At 41.3% G+C, this 24,374-nt stretch carries 15 protein-coding genes and 1 CRISPR repeat array; of the genes, 11 read left to right on the forward strand and 4 right to left on the reverse strand.

Features of this window, described 5'->3' with window-relative positions:
* Positions 1–540 precede the first annotated feature (540 nt).
* The 4 genes from WA1_RS53285 to WA1_RS26460 all read left to right on the forward strand — a co-directional run bounded on the left by WA1_RS53285 (position 541) and on the right by WA1_RS26460 (position 6,679).
* Complete coding sequence (locus WA1_RS53285; RefSeq protein ID WP_017746867.1) at positions 541–3,264, forward strand: MFS transporter; 2,724 nt, start codon at positions 541–543, stop codon at positions 3,262–3,264.
* Between the two features lie 469 nt (positions 3,265–3,733).
* A complete protein-coding gene (locus WA1_RS26450; RefSeq protein WP_017746866.1) occupies positions 3,734–4,477 on the forward strand; it encodes a PEP-CTERM sorting domain-containing protein in 744 nt (247 codons plus the stop codon).
* A 146-nt stretch (positions 4,478–4,623) separates the two neighbouring features.
* On the forward strand, positions 4,624–5,586 hold the full coding sequence (locus tag WA1_RS26455; protein WP_017746865.1) for a PEP-CTERM sorting domain-containing protein: 963 nt from the start codon (positions 4,624–4,626) through the stop codon (positions 5,584–5,586).
* Between the two features lie 124 nt (positions 5,587–5,710).
* The gene (locus tag WA1_RS26460; protein ID WP_017746864.1) at positions 5,711–6,679 is read left to right on the forward strand and encodes a hypothetical protein; all 969 of its coding nucleotides are present in this window, start codon (positions 5,711–5,713) and stop codon (positions 6,677–6,679) included.
* Between the two features lie 247 nt (positions 6,680–6,926).
* Here the strand turns inward: WA1_RS26460 and WA1_RS26465 are convergent, their stop codons facing one another.
* Positions 6,927–7,718, reverse strand: a complete 792-nt coding sequence (locus tag WA1_RS26465; protein ID WP_017746863.1) for a response regulator transcription factor — start codon at positions 7,716–7,718, stop codon at positions 6,927–6,929.
* A 47-nt stretch (positions 7,719–7,765) separates the two neighbouring features.
* A complete protein-coding gene (locus WA1_RS26470) occupies positions 7,766–9,916 on the reverse strand; it encodes a sensor histidine kinase (RefSeq protein ID WP_017746862.1) in 2,151 nt (716 codons plus the stop codon).
* 1,515 nt (positions 9,917–11,431) lie between these two features.
* On the opposite strand from WA1_RS26470, the gene WA1_RS26475 reads away from it, so the two are divergent.
* Both WA1_RS26475 and WA1_RS26480 read left to right on the forward strand, forming a co-directional pair.
* A complete protein-coding gene (locus WA1_RS26475; protein ID WP_017746861.1) occupies positions 11,432–12,808 on the forward strand; it encodes an efflux RND transporter periplasmic adaptor subunit in 1,377 nt (458 codons plus the stop codon).
* 382 nt (positions 12,809–13,190) lie between these two features.
* On the forward strand, positions 13,191–16,307 hold the full coding sequence (locus tag WA1_RS26480) for an efflux RND transporter permease subunit (RefSeq protein WP_017746858.1): 3,117 nt from the start codon (positions 13,191–13,193) through the stop codon (positions 16,305–16,307).
* A gap of 410 nt (positions 16,308–16,717) precedes the next feature.
* Here WA1_RS26480 and WA1_RS26485 read toward each other — a convergent pair whose 3' ends face one another.
* Positions 16,718–17,560: a 3'(2'),5'-bisphosphate nucleotidase CysQ family protein gene (locus WA1_RS26485; protein WP_017746857.1), complete on the reverse strand. Its 843-nt coding sequence runs from the start codon at positions 17,558–17,560 to the stop codon at positions 16,718–16,720.
* 218 nt (positions 17,561–17,778) lie between these two features.
* On the opposite strand from WA1_RS26485, the gene WA1_RS26490 reads away from it, so the two are divergent.
* The 5 genes from WA1_RS26490 (at position 17,779) to cas2 (ending at position 22,465) form a co-directional block, all read left to right on the forward strand.
* Complete coding sequence (locus WA1_RS26490) at positions 17,779–19,302, forward strand: TIGR03985 family CRISPR-associated protein (RefSeq protein WP_017746856.1); 1,524 nt, start codon at positions 17,779–17,781, stop codon at positions 19,300–19,302.
* A 16-nt stretch (positions 19,303–19,318) separates the two neighbouring features.
* Positions 19,319–19,909, forward strand: a complete 591-nt coding sequence (locus WA1_RS26495; RefSeq protein ID WP_017746855.1) for an HD domain-containing protein — start codon at positions 19,319–19,321, stop codon at positions 19,907–19,909.
* Positions 19,910–19,991: 82 nt separating this feature from the next.
* Complete coding sequence (locus WA1_RS26500; RefSeq protein WP_017746854.1) at positions 19,992–20,960, forward strand: reverse transcriptase domain-containing protein; 969 nt, start codon at positions 19,992–19,994, stop codon at positions 20,958–20,960.
* A gap of 110 nt (positions 20,961–21,070) precedes the next feature.
* Positions 21,071–22,189, forward strand: a complete 1,119-nt coding sequence (gene cas1, locus WA1_RS26505) for a CRISPR-associated endonuclease Cas1 (RefSeq protein WP_017746853.1) — start codon at positions 21,071–21,073, stop codon at positions 22,187–22,189.
* Positions 22,190–22,465, forward strand: a complete 276-nt coding sequence (cas2, locus tag WA1_RS26510; protein ID WP_017746852.1) for a CRISPR-associated endonuclease Cas2 — start codon at positions 22,190–22,192, stop codon at positions 22,463–22,465.
* A gap of 218 nt (positions 22,466–22,683) precedes the next feature.
* Positions 22,684–23,228: a CRISPR direct-repeat array (repeat unit 36 nt; unit sequence CCCCACCGATTGGGTCAATTCGGATTAGTTGGAAAC).
* A 776-nt stretch (positions 23,229–24,004) separates the two neighbouring features.
* Here cas2 and tumA read toward each other — a convergent pair.
* Complete coding sequence (gene tumA, locus WA1_RS26515) at positions 24,005–24,235, reverse strand: antitoxin TumA (RefSeq protein ID WP_017746851.1); 231 nt, start codon at positions 24,233–24,235, stop codon at positions 24,005–24,007.
* Positions 24,236–24,374 lie beyond the last annotated feature (139 nt).

Genomic DNA, 24,374 nt, shown 5'->3' on the forward strand with positions numbered 1-24,374 from the left:
ACCCTAGCCCTCTCCCTTTGGGAGAGGGGACAGGAAACATCCCAATTTTACAATCTTGCTATTCTGCCCTCACTCCCAACCCCAGACCGTCCTACTAGTCTGTCAAGCCAAAATTGACGGGTGAAGACAGACGCGGAGACGCGGTGACACGGGGACGCGGAGAATTTTATGACCCAGCAAAGTTGATGTGACGGACTACTCTCTTATTCCCCTTCTCCCCAGGGGAGAAGGGGTTAGGGGATGAGGGCAATTCATTTTGAGAAGAGTTCTAGTTCCCATAAAAGTGCATTTTTTAAATAATTCCGTAATCTTTGAGTTTGGACTTGATGAATTAATAGAAGTCCATAAATTGCAGCACAGTATTTAGTAGGATTTAATTTTTATAACCTGAACTCTGGAATGCAAATTAATTCCAGTGATGTTGATGTGGCTTTGAGAACAAGTTAAGCAGGAGTACTCACCCAAGTTTATCAAGGCATATATTCATTCTCTTTTGTTTTACCAGAGTCAACAAGGTCCCTAAATAAGGAAATTTAGGAAATGCTAAAAATCAAAGTTTTTAATTATCAAACAGGTGAGATCCATCCAATAGATCTAACACCAGAAACAACCAGTAAAGGTCAGTGTACTATTGGGCGAGCCTTGAACTGTGACTTAGTTCTGGTTAGCCCTGAGGTAAGTCGCATACACGGCAGAATTATCTACCAAAATGGGGATTATTATTTTACCGATCTGTGTAGTCGGATTGGTTCCCGAATCAACAACGAAGACGTTCAAGCTAACCAGAGCTACATCTTGTCAAAGAATGATGTCATCCGCATCGGGGGATTTGTCATCCTTGTTGAATCGGTGGAAGCATCTTCGATAAGAGACGCCTCCCTTGGTAGGAGACAAGGTAGCGATCGCCATTGGACAAAGGATGAGTTGCTTGTTCGATGTGTGGGGGTGGTTGATGAAACTGCAGACATCAAGACATTTTCCTTTGCGGCTGAGTCATCGCTGCCGTTTACTTATAAGCCCGGACAGTTTGTTACCCTAGAGTTGGACATTGATGGAGACCCGGTTTTAGGCTCTTACTTCATCTCCTCTACCCCTTCAAGACCCCACAGCTTGGAAATTACTGTCAAGCGCGTCGGACATGCTACTGATTCCCGCAATAGACAACTGGCTCTGGTTTCTAATTGGTTGCACGATCGCATCACTATCGGCAGTACGGTAAAATTAGTTGGCGGTGCGATGGGGGACTTTACCTGTTGTGATAAACCGTCGCAAAAACTGTTAATGATTTCATCTGGGAACGGTATCATCCCAATCATGTCGATGACGCGGTGGGTTAGCGATACATTCTCAGCTGAGTCCGATCTTCTCTTTTTCCATAGCGCCCGCAGTCCCCGTGATATCATCTTCCGGCGGGAATTAGAGTTAATGGCAGCACGTATGCCCAAATTCCGTCTGGCAATGACCATGACTCATCCAGAACCTGGTGAAGTTTGGATGGGCTTGACTGGTAGAGTTACCGAAGCAATGCTGCAAACGATTGCTCCAGACTTTCAAGAACGTACAGTTTATATTTGCGGACCAGATAGTTTTCTGCAAGCGGTGAAAGCCATGCTAGAGTCTCTCGCTTTCCCCATGGAGAACTACTACGAGGAAAAACTAGCAGCACCAAAAAAGGGGCAAAACGCCCTGAAATCCTCAGAAAAGAAACCACTATTGCTGCCGCCTAGCGATCGGTTTCAGCATGGGTTTCAGGGCAGTGAAGAACCTACGGTGATTAGATTTCCCTATCAGGGGACGCCACAAGACGATGCTACAGTTGTTCCCTTCAATCGAGGGATGTCACAAGATGAGGCTACAGTTGTTCCCTTCAATCGGGGAACGCCACAAGACGACGCTACAGTTGTTCCTCTCAATCGAGGGACACCACATGATTCTGCTAGAGCACATCAATCGGCTAAGCCAGTTACAGCAACATACGAGAAAAGCGTTGAAGCGAGAGTCCAGGATAAAAACGGCGCACAAACCGCAGTAGAGGAGCTATCAATTCCATTGAATGAGTTGTTCCCTGAAGCAAGTGGTTATGCACCCAAATTAGTTTCAAATTCTCCATTTTCCACTGGATTACCAGCCTTATACATCATCGGATTCCTGTCTGGTCTATCGATGGGGCTTTTTAGTCCCTTTATTTCAACAATCATGTCTCAACATAAAGTTTCTGAAATTTTGATAGGTGCAAATTCTACATTGTACTATCTTGCCATTACTTTGGGAACCCCCGTTGTAGCAAAGATGTTGCCCCGAATAGGGCTGCGTCGAACGATGATGTTTGGCTTGGCACTCATGGGTTTGACTGCTCCTCTGTTTACCATGACCACAGAAGTATCATTGTGGTTTATTATACGTGCTGTTATGGGTATTGCTTGCAGTTTGTACTTCGTTAGTGGACAAACAGGATTAAACCACTTTTGCCGTGAAAGCAATCGGGCGATAGCTAATGGTTTGTATGCTCTTACCTTTAGCTTAGGATTCGGCATTGGTCCTGCGATCGCTTCGGTCTTCTATAAATTTTCACCAACACTTGCTTTTTCTTTGGGTAGTCTTTTAATTTTCAGTGGCATACTAGTCGTCTTGATAGGTATACCTGAAACGGTTGTTGTTTTTCAACCGTCATCACGTACCGGAATTTTCAAAAAGCTGTCAGTTCCTCTTTTCGGTGCATTTGCTTTTGGTTTTGCTGAAGCAGTTCTAGTCTCTCTATACCCGGTGTATCTTCTTCAAGAAAATTACAATGTGGATCAGATAGGCTATACCTTTTCTGTTTTCGTCATTGGAGGACTGCTTGCCATTATTCCCATAACACATTTTGCAGATAGATTTGGCAAAATCAAGATTCTTTTAATAAATGTGTGCATCGTCATATTATCTATTTTGTCGCTTTCACTAACCCAGAACTTTGTTGCTGTCCAGATATTGACCTTTATCGCTGGAGCTAGCTTGACTCCTATTTTTCCACTAGCATTAGCACTGATTGGAGAAAAACTTTCCAGAGATGAATTATCTTCTGGAAGCGCCTTGTTTACAGCCGTTTACAGTTTTGGATGTACAGTCGGACCTATACTCTCTTCCGTAGTTATGCAAATTTTGGATAGAAATTTCATATTTAGCCTGGTGCTAATGCTATTTTCACTCTTTACGATCCAATTAATGACAAAATTAATGACAAAACAGCAAACAATGAAGCCCATAGCTGATGGCGTATTTTAAGAAGGCAGGCGGAACAGAGGGTATTACTTATCACCTTCAATACTTATTCCTCCCTCTGCCTCCTGCCTTTCCCCGATAAAATATACAAATTCAACAATAATCTTTTTTGATTGGTTGAAGAATATAAAAGCGCTTATGACTTCCTTGACAATACAACATTTGCTACAGTTTATAGTATTATTGATAGTTAGATATGTTGGATGCAGCAATAACCTATTGACTTTGATGATGTAGTCAACTTTGCCGAAAACCTTTCTGAGAAAGATGAGGTTTTGTTGATAACATAATTATTGACAATTAGGGAACGGAAGTAAGTGCGTGCATGCATGCGGTAACGCAAGTACCTATATCAAAATTGACTATTTATTGTGGTTGTGTTAATTCAAGGATATTGCAACTGTGTTTTGGGTTACCCAAACATCCTCTAAGATTTGAACACGATTTCTATCATTTTGTGAGAACTTTAATTATGCGTAATCGCTTCCTTTGTGTACTTTTCGGGGTGGCTGCTACCGTTGCAGTGCATGCACCTCTAAATGTTCGGGCTGAAGCCAAAATCTATGAAGAAATCTCTGGTAAAGAGAATCTCAACCTCGATGCAGGGACACTCAATATACTAGAGTCTATAGGTCTATCTTTAGATTCAGTTGAGAGTACAGCGATACCAGATCCGGGTTACACTTACGCCTTTGCCCTGCTTCCTCCTAGCTCCAATCCTAATATTCGAGGTACTAGTTTTACCTTTAGCTACGACGATGTGACAAAGGCATACATTCCTCTAAGAGGATCGGAAGAGTTTGCTGGCACGATAAAATTCAATGTAGATACAAATAAGCTTGCGCTGCCTCCTCAATTCACAATCGGAGGTCTCTCCACCACCTTCACTCCTGATTTTAGATTTTTTGCTACAGATCCAGTGACTACAGGTTTACGTCTTTTCGATGTAGTATCATCAGGGAGTCCAAATATCAATCTTAATAGCCAAACTTGGACGCTTGATGGCTTAAAGCTAAACATATCTCAAGAGTTTAACGATTTTCTTGTAGCGGCTGGGGCAGACAGGCAAGTTACAGGTTTAAATTTTGCTGATGCACAAGGGCAAAGAGCTTTTAGAGAGGTTAGTACGACTAAGGTTCCAGAACCTAGCAGTGTGGTAGCAATCTTAATGGTTGGTGCGGCGATCGCTGCACGCAAGTTGCGTCAATCGGCTTAAGTGAGATGTTCTGTCGCAAAATTTTTAGAGTCGTAACACCCCTGAGAACGCTCATTTTTGCAACAGAACTTTATATCTGAAGCAGCAATTTTTACATATAGTCAGAAAAAAACGATCGTATTTCTTTTAGCCTTGTTAAAACCTTTATGCGTACATACCACCTGCCAACATTTCTAGGATTAACTGTCACTATCGCAGTGTCTGCTCCTCTATCTGCTCGAGCTGCAACTTTTAACTTTGACCTACTGCAAAATATCTCATCACGACCAATCGACTCTGCTTATACACTAACCTTAGATGGACGTCCTTCTGAGAACCAGGGGTATTCAGCTTTCTCCAGCATAGATCCTAATTCCCTAGAGTTTGGTCATAGAGATATCAGCTTAAATGCGTCAGGCAATGGAGCTCCCTATTACACAACAGGTCGGCAAGGAAGCCCTGAAGAGCCTCCGAGCAATGCTACCAGAACATCAAGTGTCACTGAAATTGCTGGTTTCCCAACTCTTAGCAACTATCTGACAAATAACGGAGCCACTCTAAGTAATCTTGGTTTTAGTTTTGGACAAAAAAGTGACCGTAGTTTTACCACTACGTGGAATTTAGGTGAAGATAAGCTCGGTCAAGATTGGTTCGCCAGTCCAACTTCACGTATTGAAGAAAGAATTTATACAGCTAATCCAGATGATGTTGAACTATTCCTCTCATATGGAACAGATAAATTAGTCAGTTTTGGATATTCTAAGATTTACTCAGTACTCGATTACGGTGCAACAACTCAAGTTTCAGATGATATTGACGTTGGTTTTACAGATCCAGTGAAGGCAACGAAAGTGACTGGGCTAAATCCATTTGCGGACGCATTAGCTAACGCTTTTTTACAAGATGTTGCGACTGTAGGTGGTGGAGTCCAAGTCTTTATTGAAGATAACAATGTTGACGATAGTAATTTTGCTCGGGGTAACGGATTCAATATATTCAATCTTCGATTTGTGGGATCTCTTAAAGCAGTACCAATACCCGAACCCTCTTCAGCATTAGCATTATTGATGTTTGGGGCTTTGGGTGCAATTTCTCATCTAAAAAAACAGAATAAAAAGCAGAATTCTTAAATTGAGATTGACTTTATCTACTAGGATTTAAGTAAAGTCACTACTCATTTATCGAGCAACTTTAACAGCACTGTTGCCAAAGCCAAACTAGTCCCAACGTTATTCATAGGAATTTGTTCAAAATATGCGTAAGTCTTGTCTTTCTCTATTTCTAGGACTGACTGCTACTGCCACAGTCTTGACACCCATAAATGTCCAAGCGGCAACTTTTGACTACAGCAAAATTAAAAATCTCCCGCTGACACCTATTGACTCTAATTACGTACTCGACTTTTTTGGAGATATTTCTCAAAATGAGGGATATGCACTTGTAAATAATCTAGATCCTAATGCCCCTGACGCAGGTCATGAAAGCACAGCCTTGAATGCACTGCCAGGTAGCGCAGGCTATTATACAATGGGACGCAATGTCAGTCCTATTCCAAACGGTGCTACCCGCTCGGCAACTTTACAAAGCATCAAGGGCTTCCCTAATCTTTCTAACTACCTAAACAGTAACAATATTCCGCTTAGTAGTATTGGCTATAGCTATGGTCAAAAAAGCGCTCGAGATTTTACAAAAGCGTTGAATTTAGGTGAAGATAAGCTCGGTCAAGATTGGTTTGCCAGTCCGGATTCACCTATTGAAGAAAGAATTTATCGAGCTAATCCAGAGGATGTGGAGGTATATTTAACCTATGGAACTACTAAGTTCCTTACTTTAGGTTATACACCCATTTACTTTGCTGTAGACAACGGTCCTACACCAGGCGTCACCGATAATTTTAATGTTTTTTGGGACAACCCAAGTCCAGCGTTCAAAGTTGCTGGTTTAGATCCCTTAGCGTCAGGATTGGCTGATGCTTTTCTACTCGATTTGGCTGCTGCTGGTGGAAGTATTCAGTCGGTTTCTGAAGACCCCGCAGTTCAAGCAGACTTTGCTGAGTTCAACGAATATGATGTAACCTTTGTTAACTTTCCATTACAACTGAGGGCAGTCAGTAGCAGAAATGTACCTGAACCCTTGTCAGTCTTAGGATTGTTAATGTTTGGCGCTTTAGGTGCAGTAACTCGTGTTGCAAAACTTCGCTCATCTCATCAAAAAATGTCGTAATACTTAACGTGAGTTGGACAGACCTCACACTCACTCCTCTCTCTCCTTCTAGGAGAGGGAGGAGCAACGTTAGAATCATGGTTTGAAGCCCCTCTCCTTGTAGGAGAGGGGTTTGGGGTGAGGTCTGCTTTGGCTAGTTGTCGAGTGGGCATTGCCCACCCTACACCTTTTTCACGATTGGTGATGAAATTTTTCATTGGGGCTGCTCGCGCTCTAGCTGAAGGAGGCACTTGCGGTAAGCCTATAGCTACTTACGGTGCGTGTTTCTCCACTGTTTTGGAGATATGGAGTAGATCTGGCGAAATCGACGGATGAAATGACCTGCATCTGGATAACCTACCTGAGCAGCAATTTGATTGACGGGTTCATCAGTCTTTAAAAGCAACATACGCGCTTCTACCATCTGGCGCTCGACAATCCAGTTGTATACTGTCTTATCAGTTTGACGTTTGACTAAATTGGTTAAATAAGCAGTAGAATAACCAACAGCCTCAGCGACATCACTGAGGCTTATTTGTTTGTCGTAATTTTCTTCGATAAATTGGAAGACTGGATTGAGTTGCGGAAAGTTGTCAGGAAAAATTGATTGAGGGTCTGGTACGATCGCCGTATTAATAGACTGTGACTCTCGAATGGTTTGACTTTCAGTAGAATACCACTGCTTGATAACTGTCTGTTTTTCCAGTTGAATGGCGATCGCTCGCAATAACTCCTCGACTTTACAGGGCTTAGTCAGATAATCATCTGCTCCGAGTTCCATTCCCTGACGCAGTTCGGCTTTGGCAATTTTAGCAGTGAGAAAAATGAAGGGAATCACTGCTGTGAGAGGTTCTTGTCTAAGTGTCTTCAGCACTCCATAACCATCAAGTTCGGGCATTTGAATGTCGCAAATCACCAAATCCGGTAAATGCTCTTTTGCCAACTGAACACCAACAAGACCATTTTCAGCACCAATGACGTTGTAACCATCAGTTTTAAGACTATTTAAAAAGAGATTGCGAGTTCGTGTCTCATTTTCAATTATCAGAATCTTTTTCATAATCTTCTCTGTTATCCGCCGAGCTAGTGAAATTAAGAGGGAGAGCGCTACTGAGTCTTCATTGGTTCACTCCGTAGTGGCAAGGTAACAATAAACGTAGTGCCTACTCCAACAGTACTGTTTACACAAATTTGACCCCCATGTAAATCGACAAATTTTTTGACAACTGATAGCCCCAGCCCTGTACCTTGTATCTCGCCAACATTACTAGCCCGATGAAATGGCTCAAATAATTGTTGTCGATCTGCTAATGGAATACCAATTCCTTTGTCGCTAATCTGAAAAACCAAGTTCTCATTTTGACAAAACAATTGCAAATCAATTTGACTGTTTGACGGGGAATATTTCATAGCATTTGAGAGCAAATTTGTCAGAATGGGCTGTAGCAGGTTCTTATCTACGCAAGCTGTTAAACACTCACCTTGACTCACAAAAGAAAAGACGTGCTGACCGCTGTCTTGCATTTGCATTTCTACTAGTAAGTGACGACACAATTGCGCTACATCAAGTCGTTGTGGAGCGAATTTTCGTTTTCCTGCTTCCGCCCCACCAATAAATAAAGCCTGATCTAACAATGAATTTAGCTGTTCAACGTCTGTTTCAATACCGTAGAGATACTCAAGTTTTTCCTCCTCAGTCCATTTGTGACCATAGCGTCTCAGCGAACTGGTAGAAAAAGAAATGTTGTTCAAGGGAGTGCGAAATTCATGGGAAACTATCGAGATAAAACGTGCTCGAAGTTCGCTAAGTTCTTTTTCTTGTTCTAGAGCCTGTCTAATGTCTACTTCCGCTTGTTTGTGCTTGGTAATATCGATAGCTGTTCCTAATACAGCTAACTTTCCTTCAAACTCAATTGAACCAATACAGCAATTCAACCAACGCTCTTCACCATTTTTGGTCAGAATCTTAATCTCCTCCTCACAGTGCTTGATTTCTTCAGATTGGACCAAATCTGATTGATTCTGTTGATGTAATTGTTTGCGCTCTTTTATTAATTCCCAAATATCAGGGTGAGCTAATAACTCTTCTCTTTTGTAGCCTGTTATATATTCCGCAGCTGGATTGACATAACAAAACTGTGTCCCTTGTTGAATAAATATGATGACGTTAGTCATTTCTGCCAAAGTGCGAAATCTAGCTTCGCTTTGGCATAGTGCTTCTTCAATTCGCTTGCGTTCTGTAATATCTTCAGTCACAACATGAAAATATTTTGCAGATCCGTCAGGGTTTCGGATGAGAGAAACAGTTGTATGAATCCAAACATAAGAAGAATCTTTGCAAATGTATCGCTTCTCCATTGAGTAAGTCTGAATTTCATTTGCTAATACTTGACAAACATACTCTAATTCAGTTTTAAGGTCGTCAGGATGGGTAATAGCTGGACAAGTTCGATCGAGCAACTCTTTTGATGTATAACCCACAATCTCACAAAACTTTTGGTTAACTAGTATAAAGTGTCCATCTGTTCCCACATGGGCTAAGCCGACAGCCGCCTGATTGAACGCGGCGCGAAACCGTTCTTCACTTTCTTGCAGTGCTGACTCTACCTGTTTGCGATCGCTAATCTCGTAACACAATAGCTCGTTAACATTCTTTAATTCAGCAGTACATTTTTGAACTTTGAACTCTAATGGTTCAGCAGCCATGTTTCCAGAGTAGGTCAAATCTACAAGATCGGGGCTAAAAAACTCAGTTTCTTCAGGTGTACTTAACGAAGTTTTGGTCTTTTTTCCAAACCAAACTGGGTTTTTGAGGTGATTTGAGTGATACTCTGGGACTGTTTCTATCTGCTGGTCTTTAGTGATATTGCTAACCATTAGACAAGCACACTCCCTATCGTAGTATTTCAAATAGGTCACGGAGATCTCCACCGGAAAACTCCAGCCTTCTTTAGTTTGATGCAGAGCTTTTAAGGTCAAAAAGCGTTGTTGTTTGATTTTTTTCCAGTAATTAGACCAACCTTTTCCGCAAAAGAGGGGATTAAGGTTATCTACTCTCATGGAGAGGAATTCTTCACGGGAATAGCCAGTCGTGACACAAGCTGAATTGTTTACGTAAAGAAATCGTGCTTCTGGATCTACCCAGAAAACAGCAACTGCGGTACGATCTAAAAATAATTTAGCCAACTGCAATTCTTCTTCTGGCTGTAGTATGCATCCAATCTGACTTTGCTCTAAAACAAAATTATTAAAAACCATAATACCAGTTGTGAAACTCTGTTTTCTTTACTGAAGAAAGCACCCAGGGCAGAGGGTATTTATGAAAGATTCTAAGATTTTATAGAATAACGTCCTCACTACCATTGGCTCATACGATCCAAAGCCCCTAAATTTATTTATGTCTAAAAAAATAGAGTGCAAACCTTACTAAATCCCCGTGCTGCGCGTAGAGATGGATAGCTGCCTTCTACCTTCTTAAGTGACAGTGAAACTAATACAGCCTGGTGTAAATATACATGAAAATATAAGATATTTTCTCATGCTTCCCCAACCCAAAGCTAATGTTTCATTTGTACTTCTTAAGTAAAGACTCACAATAGATCTTGCTAATTACGCTCGTCTTTACAAAACTTTACAATGTCTGGTAATTAATAGAACAGGTGATGGGGGGATTTGTTTGGGTATGAAGATGGCATTTTTGTCAAATATCCGTAGAAACAAGAATGTTTTTGTTTTCTTAGTGAGTTAGGATATATACTTAAGCAAATATTTAGCCTAGTCTCTGAAGTATCTTTACAATATTCCAAGAGATCCCCGACTTCTTTGAGAACTCGGGGATCTTAGAGGATGTTTGAAAAGTCTCAATTAATACAGCCTTGGCGATTGGAAATCGCGGCTATACAAGCAAAACCCACCTACGTGGGTTTTAATATCCTGATTTCCCGTTACTGTACGTTCGCTTATTTTGAGATCCAAAGGGGAATTAAAGCCTTAATGTAAAAGGAAAAAGGGGATTTTTACGTGAGCCATTATTTTTATGTAAAATTTCTGACCATTCCAAAAGGCTAAGAGAGGCGGTTATTTAAGCCGTAGGCATAGGAGAAATCATAAAATGACCAAAAGCTCCTATGGGACTAAAAATGCCTGAATCCATTCCACACCCGGAATGACAACCCCTGTAAGGCGTAAATTAAATCTTGCGGTTAAAAATGAGCGAACGTACAGCCGTTAGTCCGCGCAGGCGGACGAGCGTTTGTATAGTAGCTCATTATATGAGGCCAAAACTTTTCAAACATCTTCTTAAGGGGATCTTGCAGCTCCTCACAATCAATGCGATCGAGTACTAGTTAAAAAACTTTTTCTCAAAAATCGGTTTCAGTTTCCGAAATTTGCATAAGATTGTTTGTTTTCAGAAAAAGGATTTCCTTGTTTGCGTAGAGCAGTAGTCTATTAATCTCAAGGTCGTCCAAATAAAAAATCTCTCAAAATTTCTTGTGGTGCAGGCTTCTAGCCCGCCACCAATACAGGACAGGCGAGGACGTCCGTCCCACAAGATGGAGAATTGATTTCTTGAAAATCCTTAATCTCAAAATTGCTGTAAATACTAGACTGAGGCTCTAGATCTACATAAAGTATTCTCTTTCATTTTTGTCTCACATACTTATTCGTTGCAGCTCGTTAATACTCAATAGGAATACGTGGGGAAAGCTCAACAAATACTTAACGAAACCCCAGCAAATCCGATTCTCAAAATTTATTATTTAGGTAAATTTTATGAAAAATGACTCAAATAAAGGACAAGATACGATATTGCAGTTAAATGATGGCACTTTAGTTGAGGTCATACCAAGTTTCAAGTTGAAACAAAGTCGATTCATCCCCGTAAGTGCGATCGCTCTGTTGGTAGTATCTGTATCAAGTCTTGCTTTAGTAGGGCTAAACTCCACCAGTGCGAAAAAAAATGTCGCAATTACACCCCATAAACACGTTATTCCAGTGAAAACCCAACGGGTAAAGGCAGTCACGTCGTATCAATTGTTGCAGGCTTATACGGGAGAAGTTGCAGCGATGCGAGTCAGCGAGTTGGGCTTTGAGCGTTCTGGAAAGGTCGTTGGGCTAAAAGTGGATCGGGGCGATCGCGTGACTGTAGGAACTCCCTTAGCGCAACTCGATAGCAGTTACCTAGAGACACAACTTCAAGAATTACTAGCCCGCAAAGCTCAGAATATCGCAATTTTAGAAGAACTCAAAGCCGGACCGCGATCAGAGAAAATCGCCGTTGCTCGCGCCCAAGTCAAACAAATAGAACAACAGTTAAAACTAGAAGAAATCAAGCATGCTCGAAGAAAAGATTTATACAATCAAGGAGCCATTTCTAGAGAGCAGTACGAAGAAGTAGCCTCCAATACAAATGTTTTATTAGAGAGGTTAGCAGCTTCTCGCAGTGAATTAAACGAGCTACTAGCAGGTACGCGCAAAGAACAGATAGCAGCACAACAGGCAGTTGTCAAACAATTAGATGCTAGCATTGCTCAGATGAAAATTAACATTGCCAAGAGTACAATCAAAGCTCCTTTCTCCGGGACAATTGCTGCACGTCGTCTAGATGAAGGGACTGTTGTCAATGCAGGTCAAGCAGTGGTGCGCTTGGTAGAAAACACTCAACCAGAAATAGAGATTGGTGTCCCCGTACAGTTGATACCACAGATTCAGATAGGAAGCACACAGAAAGTGCAAATAGGACAAAACATATACCAAAGTAAAGTTTCATCAATTTTGCCAGAAGTTAACCTCACAACTCGGACTCGCACCGTGGTGTTGACATTAGAGGGAGCAAGAGCGCAGTCAGTAGCTCCCGGACAAATCGCACGCTTGACGATTCCACAAACAGTCAGAGAAAACGGTTACTGGGTACCAATTACAGCATTAGTACGTGGAGAGCGTGGTTTGTGGTCTTGTTACGCCTTAAGAGAAACAGAAAACTCATCAGATAGAACAAAGTCTTATCGTGTTGAACAGCAAAATGTCGAAGTATTGCACACGCAAGGAAGCCGTGTTCTCGTGAGGGGTACACTTCAGTCCAGTGACACAGTGATTGCAGATGGTACTCAACGGATTGTACCCGGTCAGTTAGTGCGTCCGACGCTGTGAGTGGGGATTTTGGATTTTGGATTTTGGATTTTGGATTTTGGATTTTGGATTTTAGATTTTGGATTTTAGATTGGTTATTTGACACTGACTATGGTTATTCTTGACCTCCAATCCCCAATCCCCAATCCTCATTCTCCAATCTCCAATCCAAAATCTAAAATCCAAAATTCCCAATCTCCAATCCTTAATCCTTAATCCTCAATCCAAAATCCAAAATCCAAAATCTAAAATCCAAAATCCAAAATTCCCAATCTCCAATCCTTAATCCTTAATCCTCAATCCAAAATCCTTAATCCTCAATCCAAAATCCAAAATCCAAAATCCAAAATCCAAAATCCAAAATCCAAAATCCAAAATCCAAAATCCAAAATCCAAAATCGCAATGTTTACTCTTTTTTATCGCAACCGCCAACTTCTATTTCTCACCTTGACACTCATTGTTGTCTGGGGGCTGTCTTCTTTCTTTTCGCTTCCCCGTTTAGAAGATCCGGAAATTACTCAACGCTTTGCGACTGTCACAACTTTTTTTCCTGGAGCGAGTGCTGAACGGGTTGAAACGTTAGTGACAGAGCCAATAGAGCAGGAGTTATCTGAGATTGAAGAGGTAAATACCTTAGAATCTCGATCCGATACTGGAATTTCCAGCATTACCATCAACATTAAAGAAACAATCAAAGATGTTGATAAAGTTTGGGCAAAAATTCGCAGTCAGATTAATGATGTGGTTCCGCAATTACCACCAGGAGCATCACAGCCGAAGTATGAAGACTTGGAAGTCAAGGCAAATGCTTTAATTGTTGGCTTGACTTGGGAGAAAAATCTCCCTGCTAATTATGCAGTTTTACGCAGATGGGCAAAAACTTTAGAAGATAGAGTGCGATCGCTTAACGGTACTGACAAAGTGATACTATCTGGCGAGCCAAACGAAGAAGTCAGGGTCGAAATCAAGACTGCTGATTTGGCTAGGATAGGATTAACCGCCGAACAATTATCTCAGCAGATTCAGGCGAGTGATGCTAAGGTTAGCGCCGGACAACTTCGCAGTAAAACTGATGAACTGTTGTTTGAAGTTGCGGGAGAATTGGACTCTCTCGATCGCATTCGCAATATTCCTATTCGTACAAGTACTTCAGGACAAGTCACGCGTTTGAGCGATATTGCTCAAGTCAGTAAAGGTATTGTTGAACCAGCAAATAGTTTGGCATTTGTGTCTGGAAAACCAGGCGTTGTTGTTTCGGCTACGGTTGAGTCAGCAATGCGAGTGGATCTTTGGGCAAAATCAGCACATCAAGTTCTCAAAAAATTCCAATCCGAACTCCCTAGCGGTATTGATGTTAAGACCGTTCTCGACCAAAGTCGTTATGTACAAACTCGTATTGGCGGGGTTATTCAGGAATTGGTCACAGGTTCGTTATTAGCACTGCTTGTGATTCTCTTTCTCATGGGTTGGCGGTCTGCTTTAGTTGTGAGTGCAACTTTGCCAGTGACTACCCTGTTTGTGTTTGGAGGTATGAGTGTCTTTGGCGTTCCCTTGCATCAGATATCGATGACGGGATTGATTATCGCCATTGGATTATTAATTGATAATGCGATTTGCATGACAGATGAAATGCAAACTCGACTGCATCAAGGCATGAAAATAGAGGAAGCGATTGTTGACAGTGTGAGTCACATGGGTATTCCCCTGTTGAGTTCAACCGTAACAACAGCGTTAATTTTTTTACCAATTGCTTTGGCTCCTGGTGGTACGGGGGAATTTACAAGTACCATCGGAGTGAATGCAATTCTGGGACTCATCGGTTCGCTTTTGATTTCACTCACGATTCTTCCTGTATTGTTAGGTTTACTACATCAGTGGAGACACAACCTCAGAATCCCAAATTGGCTGGAAGAAGGTTTTTCCCATCCTCAATTGACCCAAATTTACCAATGGACATTGCGGAAAACATTCAGCAGACCCATGCTTGCGGTGAGTCTGGCTCTCATTTTGCCAATCACTGGGTTTACTCTCAGTTCCGATCTCAAGCAGCAATTCTTTCCTTCTGCAGGTCGAGACCAGTTTTATGTAGAATTTGAATTTCCCAATCAAACTGCTTTAAGCCAGACACAAGCGCAAGTCCTACAGGCACGGGATTTAATCCTCAAGCATTCTGAGATTGCTGATGTTCATATGCTTGTAGGAGAAAGCGCTCCAACTTTTTACTACAATGTTATTGGTAAACGGGAAAATGCCGCCAACTATGCCCAAGCATTAGTGCAACTGCAACCGAATGCTCTACCTGGTTCAATTATTGATACATTGCAGGACGAGTTGGATCGAGCATTGCCTAACGCCCAAGTCCTTGTCCGACAACTCGAGCAAGGACCTGGGGTTGATGCACCCGTTGAAATTCGTTTATACGGACCGGATTTAGAAAAACTTCGGGAACTTGGTAACCAAATCCGAGGAGAACTAGCCCAGATTCCAGATGTGATTCATACCCGTGCGAGCTTAACAGAAGCTCAACCCAAGTTGGAAGTTCGAGTTGATGAAGAACAAGCAAGATTAGCGGGACTTGACCGGAGTGCGATCGCCCGCCAATTAGACACAAACCTTGAAGGGGTCACTGGAGGTTCTGTACTGGAAGCGACGGAAGAATTACCTGTGCGAGTGCGGGTTTCTGACTCTCATCGCGGTAACTTAGACCAAATTGCTACCCTCGATTTATTGCCTAACAGAGCATCATCTGCAGAAAACAACCAGACTATTCCCCTTGCATCTGTTGGTGAAATTCAACTCGTTCCAGATTTAGCGATGATTCCTCGACGCAATGGACAACGCGTGAATATTGTCCAAGGCTTTATCAAAGCAGGAACGCTTCCTTCAGTGGTTGTATCTGAGTTTCAAAAGCGGTTGCGATCGGGAGTGATAAAGTTTCCTCCTGGTTACTCCTTCGAGTTTGGTGGAGAAGCCGAAGAGCGCGGTACTGCGGTCGTGAATTTGTTATCCACAGTCGGAGTATTGGGAGTGCTGATGACAGCCACGCTGGTTCTCACTTTCAACTCGTTTGCTCTAGCTGGAAGTATCGGTATCATCGCGGTGCTTTCGGTTGGGTTAGGGCTGTTAGCTCTATGGATATCTGGCTACCCCTTTGGTTTTACAGCAATTCTTGGTACCGTTGGACTTATCGGTATTGCGGTTAATGAAGCGACTGTTGTTTTAGCAGCTTTGCAGGCTGACCCTCAAGCAAGTTTGGGAGACCCCAGAGCCGTACAAGAAGTTGTTCTTCACTCTACTCGCCACATGATTGCTACAACCATCACTGATACGGCTGGTTTTACACCTCTTTTGTTTGACCCAACAGGTTTTTGGAATCCTCTAGCAATTGTTATTGCTGGTGGTTTGTTCGGTGTAACTGTCCTATCGCTTTACTTTGTTCCCTCAGTATACCTGCTATTGGGTCGCAGAAAGCGATATGCCCATTCTCGCAAAGTCATCAATTTAAAAACAGCACATTAAGGGATTTCCAAGAAATAAATTACCTAATCTTGTGGGACGGGCGTCCCCGCCCGTTCTCTACTAGTAGTCTGTCACACCAACGCCTGCTAGGTTATTAAAAAACCACAAAGACGCAAAGAGCACAAAGGAAGAGGGACATATGATGAGTTTGAATGTTGTTTTACCTAGCAAACTTAGTGGGCGAAGTACTAGTAGTCCGCCACATCAACTTTGATGGGTTGAGCAATCTTTAAATTCTTCTTCTCTTCCTCTTACTTTGCGCTCTTTGCGTCTTCGCGGTTTTTTTCACTCGTCAATTGTGAGTTGACAGACTACTAGTGACGGGCGAGACGCCCGTACCACAAGAGATCCGCCCGTAATTTATTTAACCGCACCAGACGCAGAGTACGCAGAGGTAAGAGGTGAGGGAGCTATATTCTCTCGGATAAGATTTTCTCTGCATCTTGACAAAGCAACTCGTGATATTGACCGTTGCTAGCGAGCAACCCTCCCCACTGATTGATATCACCAGTGTTGTACTGCAGTGGGGAACCGTCAAAATGAGTGTATTTTCCACCCGCTTCTGTTAAAATCAGTTCTGGAGCAGCTATATCCCAATCTTTTGGTGCGGACTTTCCTGATAGGGAAATGTAAACATCTGCCCGTTGTTCTACAATTGTGGCAATTTTACATCCTACACTCCCTACGGCTTTTTGGTTTTGACAGGGGAGTTGTTGTAGCAGGTAATCAAGTCTTTCATTGCGGTGAGAGCGACTGACAACGACTGTTAAATCCTCAAGGCGTTCCCGTGATGATACCTGTAAGGGGAAAGTTTGTCTATCGCGAGTTTCTGCAAATGCACCATTGCCTTTTGTGGCATAATACAATTTTTCTAACTCCGGTACAGCTACCACAGCTAGCACTGGGCGCGTTTCTTTCACTAGGGCTATGTGAATGGCATACTCCCCAGTTTTTTCAATAAAGTCTCGCGTCCCATCTAAAGGATCGATAATCCACGCCCATTCTTGTTTTGCTTGTTCGGTTGTGTATGTTTCTTCACTGATGTAAGCAAAATCTTCAGTGCCTAAAGCTGCTTGTAGCTTCTCTAATATATATTGATTGACAGCGACATCTGCTACTGTTACGGGTTCATTCTGCTTGTACTGTACTTCTAAATTGCGATCGCCTGTTTGGTGGTAGTAAGACCGCAGTATATTTGCTGCTTCCCAACCGACAGAACGAGCGACAGTGAGTATTTCTTGTAAGTCTTTCATTTATTTATAACAGATGTAATTATGCATACCGTGAAAAATATCTCCAGTCCTCAGTGTATCAACAGCCCGAACATTTGGCACATTTTTTGCCATCAATACGGTATTGAATTGGGTTTTCTCCATGAGTTAGCGATATCGCACATAGAGCTTTCAATCTGGAAATAGCATTTTCCACCTGCTGCTAATCTATAAACATACACCCACAAGCAACAGACACCATGAAGAGAGAAGTTTTTAACTATCCTCCCAGTGTGGAAGTCTTAAAATTGTTAACGCCCGGTTCCTTAAAACAACATTTAGCAAAAGCAGTCAGACTATGGGTTATTTTACGTTCTATCTATGGAGATGATGTTGATGAAGTTAAATTGGATTTAGGAGAAGAATTCACTTTTCTTCAATGGCGCGATTTATTTTTTCTAGATGCAGCAAAGCAACATATGCGTGATAGAATTCCAGGTTTACATAATGAAGAATGTCGCTGTGCTACAAAATTAACTGAGTGGTTGTTTGCATCAAGTCTATCAAGTTTACGTATCGAGGAAAATCAATGGTCTCAGTCATTTCAAAAATACTATTCCATTAAACCTGATGAATTGCAAAATTTATTGTTGGAGGGAATGATTAATAATTCCACAGAAAAGAGCCAACAGAACGAAGATTCAGTGACTACTAGCAACAGTCAAAAATCTCAGCGGTTTTCTAAGTTTTTATCTGATGGGCGTTTATTTGCTGTCACCAGTCGAAATTTAAAAGCAAATGATTTTCAATCATTAGTCAAACTGGGGTGGTTAAGAAAAGCAAATGATAAAGGAATAGAAAGTCAAGATAAATACTTGAAAGTAGAGAATTTTCCTGAGGGTTTCTTAAGCCGTCTAGAAAAGACAGAAATTAGTTATAACCAGTTTACAAATGAAGAGCTATCTGCTTTCAATAATTCATTAGCTCAACCAATTAACGGTGTTCAAAGATTTTTTATCCATGCAGAATACATAGTCCATGCCAAACGAACTGATGATATAGAATCGCTGCAGGAGCGGTTAAAAAAACTTTGGCAGCAAGATAATATTCCATTGGTTAAGTTGACATATCAGAGTGTCAAGCTATATCAGAAGACGGTCGATTGTATTGTTTATCCAGTTTGCATTTACTATTATCAACGCGCACCTTATCTATTTGCTTACGGTCAAATTCCCAAACAAGAGCAGGAAAATAGTTGGAGTAAAATCGATTGGTATGATTATCGCCTTGACCGAATTCTTAAATTAGATGAATTATCAAAAAGTTTAGAGGATGCAAATATTCCCAAACATTTTGTAGATAAGTGTCAAGGCAAATATCCACCAACTCCTGATGAGATTAAAGAAAAAATGTCAGATGCTTGGGGATTTGATATCTACCAACCACAAGAGTTACTAGTCTTGAAATTCGATCGGTATTTTTATGCAAATAACATCAAGGGAACGGAACGTGAGGAAATGTTCGCCAAAATTTCCTACCAACAGGTTGAGAAATTTGTGAAGACTCACACTGCTTCAGCATCAGCAGAACAGAGATATCTGCTTTCAACCTTACAATCTCGTTCGGATAAAAATATTTACTGCAAAGTCTATTATCGTGCCAATGATAACAATATTGTCATGCGTTTGCGAGCATGGGGACCGAATGTAGAGGTAATTTTACCTTGGGATTTACGACAACGCATGACAAAAGAAATTGAAGCAACTTACAAACTTTATAAATAATCGCGATCGTAACACTATGAACTTAAACGCCACGGACACATCGAAATTAACCCATCGTTTTGAACAAGCTTTAGTTTACGCTACCAGACTCCACGCCAAACAAACTAGAAAGGGAGGTAACGTACCCTATATTAGTCATCTTTTAAGCGTAGCCGCGCTGGTATTGGAAGATGGCGGGGATGAAGATGAAGCGATCTCAGCATTATTACATGATGCTGTCGAAGACCAAGGAGGGAACGCAACCCGCGAAGCTATTTTACATATGTTTGGTGAAAGAGTCATCGCAATAGTTGATGGTTGTACCGATGCAGATACTATACCAAAACCGCCTTGGAAAGAACGCAAAGAGCAATATATTGAAAAATTGCGTTATGCTTCAGCTTCAGTTCGTAAAGTAGCGCTAGCAGATAAATTGCATAATGCGTGTAGTATCTTAAAAAATTTGGATAGGGAAGGGGAAGCAACTTGGGAAAAGTTTAAAGGTGGGAAGGAAGGAACGTTATGGTATTACCGCACTCTCGCAAAGTTGTTTTTAACCACCGATCCTGATTCTTGGTTAGTCAGGGAATTAAACCGTGTTGTTAGCAAGTTTAACAGTGACCAGTAATCAGTGACCAGTGACCAGTGACCAGTGACCAGTGAGGCATTTTTAATCCAAAATCCAAAATCCAAAATCCAAAATGGTAAATATGAGTGATATTGCAAGCCAATTTCTTGATATCAAGAATTTTCAGCGTGCTTGGGAAAAGGTAGCTGAAAATCGCGGTTGTGCTGGGGTAGATGGAGAAACAATTGATAGCTTTGCTCGCAATCAAACTGTTAATCTTTATCAATTACTCAATGATGTGGCTAATAGTCATTACCAACCTCTTCCTTGCAAGCAGGTGATTATTCCTAAAAAAAATGGCACTCAAAGAGAGTTGAAAATACCTAGCGTTCGCGATCGCATCGTACAACAAGCTTTATTGAATGTGCTTTATCCGTTGATGGAGGAGAAATTTTCACCTGTCAGTTTTGCCTATCGCCCTAATTTATCTTATATCAATGCAGTGGAGAAAATTGCTGATTGGCGAGATATGGGTTATCTTTGGGTGTTGGATGCGGATATAGTTAAATTTTTTGATAACATTGACCATCACAGGTTATTAAAAGAGGTTAGGCTACATATAGATAATCTGGGAATCTTATGTTTGATAAAATCTTGGATATCAGTTGGAGTGTTAACGCAGGAAGGATTAATTTTACCTCAAAAAGGTATACCTCAGGGTGCAGTTATTTCTCCAATATTGGCTAATATTTATCTCCATGAATTTGATGAGTTAGTGAGTGCAACTGATTTAAAAATCGTTCGTTATGCCGATGATTTTCTGGTATTATCACGCACTCAAGAGCGCATTATGCAGGCTAAATTAGAAATTATCAATCTGCTGGATTCAATGGGATTGACGATCAATACTGAGAAAACGCAAGTTACTAGTTTTGAGCGTGGGTTTCGGTTTTTAGGTCATGGTTTTTTAGAAAATGCGATTTTCCCTGTAGATAGTCATAAAGTTACGTTAAAGTCGGGGATAGAGGATAAGCAAGATAAAAAACAAAGTAAGAATACTGGTAAGAATACTAGTAAAAAAAAAGCCCTGAAGAATCTCTCTCCCAGATAAATTCTCGTTCTCATACAGAAGATAAAAACCCAATTTGGGAAGTTCAACTTTCTGAAAGAGAAGAGAGTCTCTCAGCGATCGCTCCTGGGTTGGAGGCTGGGAACGAGAATATGGCAGATATTGCGACTTTACATCAACCTTTTCTTGCGGAAATAGAAACAGAATTACCTCTTCAAAGCGAAGAGGATAACAGCCCTTTTCAAAAAAATATTTGGAATCGAGAAATGGCGGCTATTTATCTCATCGAACAAGGGACAAGTATCTATAAAGACTATCAGCGCTTTGTTATTCATGTGTCGGAAAAACCTAAATTAGAAGTTCCTGTTCGAGAAGTTCAGCAAATTCTGGTTTTTGGGAATATTCAACTATCAACTCCCGTTATTCAAGCCTGCTTGCAAGAACAAATTCCTGTCTTATTTCTCAGTCAAAGCGGTCAATATCACGGTCATTTATGGAGTGAAGAATCAACTCATTTAGATAATCAGCTTATTCAAGTTGAGAGACGCAATGATGATTATTTTCAGTATAGCGTGTCTAAAGCGATCGTCTACGGTAAATTGATGAATTCCAAACAACTCTTGTTGCGACTTAACCGCAAGCGCAAGATAGCGGAAGTGGAAAAAGCTATCTTTGGAATTAGTCAAGATATTGATTCGCTGGATTCAGTAGATAATTTAGATACTTTACGCGGTTATGAAGGTATAGCTGCTGCAAGATATTTTCCGGCTTTTGGGAAGTTAATTACTAATCCCAATTTTGAATTTTCTCTGCGTAATCGTCAGCCACCAACTGACCCGGTAAATTCTTTGTTGAGTTTTGGTTACACGCTTTTGTTTAATAATGTCTTGAGTTTTATTATTGTTGAGGAGCTTTCTCCTTATTTGGGGAATTTTCACTATGGGGAAAGGCAAAAACCTTATCTAGCTTTTGATTTGATGGAGGAAATGAGGTCAGTGATTGTCGATAGCTTGGTTTTAAAGATTATCAATAAATCTTTGCTTAAACCACAAGATTTTGATATAGCTCCTAGCACCGGAGGAGTGTACTTAAATCAATCAGCAAGACGAGTCTTCCTCAAACAATTTGAAGCTCGGATGAATGAAGAAACAACTCATCCTGATTTACAATCTGTTGTCACCTATCGTCATGCGATTCAATTACAAGTCAGGCGATATAAACGAAGTTTATTATCTGGGGTTCTCTATGAACCTTTTTTAAGAGCAGTGTAAATGCTAGTGCTTGTAGTGTATGATATTCCTAATGATAAAAGACGCACAAAATTGTCCAATTTCCTAGAAGGATATGGGCGAAGAGTTCAATTTTCTGTCTTTGAATGTTTTTTAAGTTTGGAGGAAATGCGAGAACTTTATGAAAAAGTGAAAAAGTTAGTTAAGCCTGTGGAGGATAATGTCCGGTTTTATTGGATATCTCAGGAAGCGGTTTCGAGGGTATTGACTATTGGTGGGGAAACACCCCAACCACCGCCAAAGTATTATGTTATCTAAGTTTGAGGGTTCTTTGAGGGTTACTTTCAGATGTTCATCGACACCACTCGCTGAATCGCTGAAACCCTATATTTTCCGTTGAGTGGTGTCGATAGCTTACTAGGCAAGGGTTTGAGGTATGTGTTTTGCTAAATTTTTGGGAGGATATACTATAATTCTATCAGTGGTGTCGATTTGGCGGCTGAAACCCTTACTGGGTAAGGTCTCCTAGACGAACTCCCCACCGATTGGGTCAATTCGGATTAGTTGGAAACAAAAGGCTTTCGCCCTCATCATGGAAAATAGATGAGGGTGCCCCACCGATTGGGTCAATTCGGATTAGTTGGAAACTCTTCAATGAAATTCCGAGCCGCATCACCAGAACCACCCCACCGATTGGGTCAATTCGGATTAGTTGGAAACCATGGAAGCTGCGGCACCGGCGCCGATCACACCAACACCCCACCGATTGGGTCAATTCGGATTAGTTGGAAACATTGCTATATCTCCTTCTAGCAAAGCTACTTTTATTACTGCCCCACCGATTGGGTCAATTCGGATTAGTTGGAAACTTCGAGAACTGCGTTTGGGACTAAGTCGCCAACTCCCCCACCGATTGGGTCAATTCGGATTAGTTGGAAACTCTGGATACCGCACCCATTACAAAATCTGCAATGGCCCCACCGATTGGGTCAATTCGGATTAGTTGGAAACACCAGCAGCAAAAACGGAAGCAACAACTGTTGAGCCCCACCGATTGGGTCAATTCGGATTAGTTGGAAACGAGCTCCTTGAATGAAAACGAATCCGCTTTGTTACTTGACCCATAAATCTGCACAGACTGTCAGGATAAATTTGCACTGTGCTGTACTTTAAAGAATAAGATGGCCGTTTTTAAAGGATAAAATGGCCGAGCCAGGGGGCTAGAATGCTTAATTTTCCGTAGAAGCACTCTGTATGCGATCGCAATCAATTCTCTCGAATACGCTTCCACCTTAGATTTTGGGCTGCGGCCACTTTATGCTTTAATTTCGGCCACTTTATCCTTTAAGTAACACAATTTTTAGTTATAAGTTAAAAAATTTTGCCAATTTATGCTTCAAGTAACAAATTGCACTACCGTCTCCACTAACAATGTGGAGGCGCATAATTGGAAACATAGTTAACAAAGCTTTTTATGATATAGAGTTGGTCTCCACTAACAATGTGGAGGCGCATAATTGGAAACTCAAGTTACCTGCTTGCACCATGTTTTTGCTCTCCCGTCTCCACTAACAATGTGGAGGCGCATAATTGGAAACTGAACAACATAAATTGAGTGACGCTATTTTACTAATGTCTCCACTAACAATGTGGAGGCGCATAATTGGAAACGATGCTTCAATTGCATTTTCACGAGCCCAAAAAGAGTCTCCACTAACAATGTGGAGGCGCATAATTGGAAACATCGCCACTCATTCGATGAGCAGCATCACGCAAGTCTCCACTAACAATGTGGAGGCGCATAATTGGAAACTGAGACTTGCTTGCGCGATTTTCTCAAAGTCATCAGATAAAATATTAGGCAGCATAATTGAGTCGTTGCTCTAGTTCCTGATGCAAAGCCAGGTAATGACGGTAATCATTTGCCCATTCTATAAATAGAGCATCATCTGACAATAATCCTTGATTATATTGGTTAAAGAATTCTTCAGAGTTCATTTTTTGTTGGTTCTCATACAAGCTCAATCGCTTGGCAACGGCAACTAAGGCATCTAATGGTGATGTATACTGAATAGTCTGTTTACGCATTGGCTCTTGACCCTTGTAATAGATTTATCTCTAAAACTTCTAACTGCTTTAATCTTAGTGTAACTAGAGCGCCGGTACAGAAATCACAAAAACCCGGTAACTTCATCGTTGAGCATACGAGATATCAAGCTTTCCAACA

The sequence above is a fragment of the Scytonema hofmannii PCC 7110 genome (genome assembly GCF_000346485.2).
GTDB classification, from domain to species: domain Bacteria; phylum Cyanobacteriota; class Cyanobacteriia; order Cyanobacteriales; family Nostocaceae; genus Scytonema; species Scytonema hofmannii.